Below are 5,967 nucleotides of genomic sequence, written 5' to 3' on the forward strand. Positions count from 1 at the left end.
TCGTGGTGCCGCGTCTCGGCGCGCTGTTCGACGCGTCGCCGTTTCGCGCGCGCTTCGAGGCGAAGGGCCGCTTTGCCGGCTATCTTGCGCGGATTCCGACGTTCGTGATCACCGCGCCGCATCCGGCCTTTGCCGGTGTGTCTCGGCTGCTCGCCCGCGCACTGGGCGAAAGCGGCTGACGCGTGGTGCGGTGGTGCGCCGCCATGCACCGCCCCTGCGCACGGTGCCGGCGAAGTCACCCGACCCCGTGCACCGAGTTGTGCTGTATTGCACCAATTTCACTCGCGCCGCGCATGAACGCGGTGCGCGTCGACGCACCCGAAACGCGCGATGCCGCGCCGCAACGCCGGTGGCATGCCGCTTGCTTTTTGTTCACTTGACATGCGGGGCACCCCGCACGCTGAAGGTCAAGGAGACGTCGGAATGCGGAAGATGAAGCTGGTGATGGTCGGCAACGGCATGGCGGGCGTGCGCACGCTCGAGGAGCTGTTCAAGCTGGCCCCTGATCTGTACGACGTCACGGTGTTCGGCGCCGAGCCGCATCCGAACTACAACCGGATCCTGCTGTCGCCGGTGCTGGCCGGCGAGCAGACGCTCGAGCAGATCGTGCTGAACGATTATGCGTGGTACGAACAAAACGGCGTGAAGCTGCTGACCGGCCGCAAGGTCGTGAAGATCGACCGCGTGCGCCGGGTCGTGGTGGCCGACGACGGCACCGAGGCGCCGTACGATCGCCTGCTGCTCGCGACCGGCTCGAATCCGTTCATGCTGCCGATCCCGGGGATCGGGCTCGGCGGTGTGCTCGGCTATCGCGACATCGCCGATACGGAGGCGATGATCGACGCGTCGTCGCGCTATCGCCACGCGGTCGTGATCGGCGGCGGGCTGCTCGGCCTCGAAGCGGCGAACGGCCTGAAGGTGCGCGGAATGGACGTGACGGTCGTCCACCTCGCGCCAACGCTGCTCGAGCGCCAGCTCGACGCGACCGCGGGCGAGCTGCTGCGCAAGTCGCTGGAAGCGCGCGGCCTGAAGTTCCTGATGTCGAGGCAGACCGCCGCGCTCGAAGGTGAAAGTGAAGGCGACGGCGCGGACGGTGGCGGCCGCGTGCGCGCGATCCGCTTCGCGGACGGCGACACGCTCGACGCCGATCTCGTCGTGATGGCAGTCGGCATCCGGCCGAACACCGAGCTTGCGGAAAGCGCAGGCCTCTACTGCAATCGCGGGATCGTCGTGAACGACACGATGCAGACCTACGATCCGCGCATCTACGCGGTCGGCGAATGCGTGAGCCACCGCGGCATCGCGTACGGGCTCGTCGCGCCGCTGTTCGAGCAGGCGAAGGTCGCGGCGAACCATCTCGCGGAATTCGGCATCGGCCGCTATGCGGGCTCGGTCACGTCGACGAAGCTGAAGGTGACGGGCATCGATCTCTATTCCGCAGGCGATTTCCTAGGCGGCGAAGGCACCGAGGACATCACGCTGTCCGATCCGCTCGCGGGCGTCTACAAGAAGATCGTCATCAAGGATGACAAAATTGTCGGCGCATGCCTGTACGGCGACACGGCAGACGGCGCGTGGTATTTCAAGCTGCTGCGCGAGGGCCGCAACATCACGGACATCCGCGACACGCTGATGTTCGGCGAGACGAGCCTCGGCGACACGGGGCACAGCGGCGTCACGCATGCGGCGGCGATGCCCGACACCGCCGAGGTGTGTGGCTGCAACGGCGTCTGCAAGGGCACGATCGTCGGCGCGATCAAGCAGAAGGGCCTGTTCACGCTGGAAGACGTGCGCAAGCACACGAAGGCGTCCGCGTCGTGCGGCTCGTGCACGGGCCTCGTCGAGCAGATCCTGATGTCGACGCTCGGCGGCGACTATTCAGCGTCGCCGAAGGCGAAGCCCGTGTGCGGCTGCACCGATCGCACGCACTCCGAAGTGCGCGCCGCGATCCGCGAGCACAAGCTGCTGTCGGTGCCGGCCGCGATGCACTTTCTCGAATGGCGCACGCCGAACGGCTGTGCGACCTGCCGCCCGGCGCTCAACTATTACTGCATCAGCACGTGGCCGCACGACGCGAAGGACGATCCGCAGTCGCGCTTCATCAACGAGCGCGCGCACGCGAACATCCAGAAGGACGGCACCTATTCGGTCGTGCCGCGCATGTGGGGCGGCGTGACGACCGCCGACGAGCTGCGCCGCATCGCCGACGTCGTCGACAAGTATGCGATCCCGACCGTCAAGGTCACGGGCGGGCAGCGCATCGACCTGCTCGGCGTGAAGAAGGAGGACCTGCCGGGCGTCTGGCACGATCTCGGGATGCCGAGCGGGCACGCGTATGCGAAGGCGCTGCGCACCGTGAAGACCTGCGTCGGCTCCGAATGGTGCCGCTTCGGCACGCAGGATTCGACGCTGATGGGCCAGCAGCTCGAACGCGCACTGTGGCGGATGTACGCGCCGCACAAGGTCAAGCTCGCGGTGTCCGGCTGCCCGCGCAACTGCGCGGAATCGGGGATCAAGGACGTCGGCGTGATCGGCGTCGATTCCGGCTGGGAAATCTACGTCGGCGGCAACGGCGGCATCAAGACCGAAGTCGCGCAGTTCTTCTGCAAGGTGAAGACGCACGACGAAGTGCTCGAATATGCGGGCGCGTTCCTGCAGCTGTATCGCGAGGAAGGCTGGTATCTGGAGCGTACCGTGCACTACCTCGAACGCGTCGGCCTCGACTACGTGAAGGCGCGCGTGCTCGACGATGCCGATAACCGCCGCGCGCTGTGGGAGCGCCTGCAGTTCGCGCTGAAGGACGAACCCGACCCGTGGCACGACACCGACGACGCGCAGGTCGACCTGCGCCAGTTCACGCCGATCGCAGTCGAGACGGCCGGCCGTTGATGCCGGCGCAATAGCCAGGATAGCCAGGAAAGCCAGGAAACCGAACGATGTCCACTTTAGAACCCGACTGGATCGCGGTCTGCCGGATCGACGACATTCCCCCGCTCGGCGCACGCGTCGTCAAGCGGGCCGAGGGCGCGCCCGTCGCGTTGTTCCGCACCACGGGCGACCGCGTATTCGCGCTGCTCGACCGCTGCCCGCATCGCGGCGGCCCGCTGTCGCAGGGCATCGTCCATGGCGAACAGGTGACTTGCCCGCTGCACGGCTTCAACGTCGCGTTCGGCAACGGCTGCGCGCTGCCGCCTGATGACGGCTGCACGCCCGTGTTCAGCGTCGCATGCGACGGTGACGCGGTGCTGCTCAAGCGCAGCGAACTCGCGTCGCTCGCCGTCGGCGACGACGACGCGCCCGCCACGCCCGCGTGCGCCGAACCGGGGCACGATGCATGACAGAAGCGGCAGCGACGCAGGACAGGCCGGATCTGCAGGAAACCCGCTCGACGTGCTGCTACTGCGGCGTCGGCTGCGGCGTGATCATCCAGACGCGCGCCGACGCCGACGGACGTCACGCGATCGTCGGCGTGCGCGGCGACCCCGATCATCCGGCGAACTTCGGCCGGCTGTGCTCGAAGGGCAGCACGCTGCACCTGACCGCCGCGCCCGAGCGCTATGCGCAGACCCGTGCCGCGCATCCCGAGTTGCGGCGCTCGCGCGATGCGGCGCGCGAGCGCGTGTCGTGGGACGACGCGCTCGACCACGTCGCCGCGCGTTTCGCGCGGATCGTCGAGCAGCACGGCCGAGATGCGGTCGGCATCTATATTTCGGGCCAGCTGCTGACCGAGGACTATTACGTCTTCAACAAGCTCGCGAAGGGCCTGATCGGCACCAACAACATCGATTCGAATTCGCGGCTGTGCATGAGCTCGGCCGTGGTCGGCTACAAGAAATCGCTCGGCGCGGATGCGCCGCCGTGCAGCTACGACGATCTCGATCACGCGGGCACGGTGCTGATCGCCGGCGCGAACCCGGCGTTCGCACATCCGATCCTGTACCGCCGGCTCGAGGCCGCGCGCGAGCGCAATCCGGCGCTGAAGGTAATCGTCGCCGATCCGCGCCGCACCGATTCCGCGAGCGACGCGACGCTGCACCTCGCGTTGCAGCCCGGCACCGACGTCGCGCTGTTCAACGCGATGCTGCACGTGCTGGTATGGGACGGCGCGGTCGACCGCGCGTTCATCGACGCGCACACGAACGGCTTCGACGCGGTGCGCGACAGCGTGCGCGAATGGTCGCCGGCCGTCGCGGCGCAGGTTTGCGGGCTGCGCGCCGACGACATCGTGAAGGCCGCGCGCTGGTTCGCCGAAGGCCCGTCGCTGTCGCTGTACTGCCAGGGGCTGAACCAGTCGGCGGACGGCACGCACAAGAACGTCGCGCTGATCAACCTGCATCTCGCGACCGCGCAGATCGGCAAGCCGGGCGCGGGGCCGTTCTCGCTGACCGGGCAGCCGAACGCGATGGGCGGCCGCGAAGTGGGCGGGATGGCGACGCTCGGCTCCGCGCACCGCGACCTCGCGAACCCGGACGACCGCGCGGAAATCGCGCGGCTGTGGGGCGTCGACGACGTGCCGGCGCAGCCGGGCCTCACCGCGGTCGAGATGTTCGAGCGGCTCGCTGAAGGCGACCTGAAAGCCGTGTGGATCGTCTGCACGAACCCCGCGCATTCGCTGCCGAACCAGGCAGCCGTGCGCGCGGGGCTCGCGCGCGCGGAATTCGTCGTGCTGCAGGACGCGTATGCGCACACGGGCACCGCACCGTACGCCGACGTGCTGCTGCCCGCGGCGACGTGGGGCGAGAAGGACGGCACCGTCACCAATTCCGAGCGGCGCATCTCGCGCGTGCGCGCAGCCGTCGAACCGCACGGCGATGCGCGCGCGGACTGGAAGATCGCCGCCGAGGTCGGCCGCCGGCTCGAGGCGCGGCTCGCGCCGGGCCGTGCGACGCTGTTTCCGTACGCGGATGCGGAAGCGGTGTGGAACGAGCATCGCGCGACGACCACTGGACGCGATTGCGACATCGGCGGGCTGTCATGGCCGCTGCTCGAATCCGACGGCCCGCAGCAATGGCCGTTTCCGGCAGGCGCGGCGCGTGGCGCCTCACGCCTTTATGCCGACGGCCGTTTCCCGACCGCCGACGGCCGCGCGCGCTTCATCGTGACGCCGTACCAGGCGGTCGCGGAAGCCGTCGATTCGCGCTACCGCTTCGCACTGACGACGGGCCGGCTGCGCGACCAGTGGCATGGCTGCAGCCGCACGGGCAGCGTGCCGAAGCTGTTCGCGCATGCACCGGCGCCGACCGTCGACCTGAATCCCGGCGACTGCGCGCGGCTCGGCGTCGGCGCGCACGATTTCGTGCACCTGACGTCGCGCCGCGGCAGCATGCTGCTGCCCGCGCGCGCCGACGACGCGATCGCGCCCGGCCAGGCGTTCACGCCGATGCACTGGGGCGACGAGTTCGTGTCCGGCGTTGCGGGTAATCGCGTCGGCGCGGGCGTCAATACGGTGACGTCGCCCGTGCTCGATCCGTACTCGCGCCAGCCGGAACTGAAGCACGCGGCGATCAAGCTGCTGAAGGCCGACCTGCCGTGGCGCTGGCTGATCGCCGCGCGGCTGCCGGCCGACGAGCTGCTAAGCCGGCAGCAGCAATTGCGCGCGCTGTTCGCGCGGTTCCCGTATGCGAGCTGTGTGCCATTCGGCACCGACGCATACGGCGGACTCGCGTGGCGCGCGGCCGCTTACGAGCCGGTGCCCGTCGAACTGCAGCGCGAGGTCGAGGCGCTGCTCGGTTTGCCCGAGCACGCGGCCGACGTGATGAGCTACGGCGATGCGCGGCGCGGCACGGGCCGCCGCGTGCGCGTCGTCGACGGCGCACTGACCGCGTTCTCGGTGTCAGGCGCGGCCGGTGCGACCGAGGACAGCGCAGCCGTGCTGCGCGACTACGTCGACAGCGGCGCGAGCGTCGGCGCGATCGGCCGGATGCTGCTGTTCGCGGGGCGCGTGCCGCTGCAGGCCGCGCCCGCGCG

The 5,967-nt window shown here is 69.2% G+C and carries 3 protein-coding genes and 1 pseudogene; all 4 read left to right on the plus strand.

The window, feature by feature from the left end:
* A pseudogene (locus G3N94_RS38835) lies at positions 1-155 on the plus strand (glucokinase); the annotation flags it as partial.
* Between the two features lie 268 nt (positions 156-423).
* Entirely contained in the window at positions 424-2,889 is a 2,466-nt protein-coding gene (gene nirB / locus G3N94_RS38840) for a nitrite reductase large subunit NirB (protein WP_205799503.1), read from the plus strand.
* A gap of 47 nt (positions 2,890-2,936) precedes the next feature.
* Positions 2,937-3,338, plus strand: a complete 402-nt coding sequence (locus G3N94_RS38845; RefSeq protein ID WP_205799504.1) for a nitrite reductase (NAD(P)H) small subunit — start codon at positions 2,937-2,939, stop codon at positions 3,336-3,338.
* The coding region (locus tag G3N94_RS38850; RefSeq protein WP_205799505.1) for a nitrate reductase at positions 3,335-5,967 on the plus strand (2,633 nt) is incomplete at its 3' end. The genes G3N94_RS38845 and G3N94_RS38850, both read left to right, overlap by 4 nt.

This window comes from Burkholderia sp. Ac-20353, assembly GCF_017104785.1.
Lineage (GTDB): Bacteria > Pseudomonadota > Gammaproteobacteria > Burkholderiales > Burkholderiaceae > Burkholderia.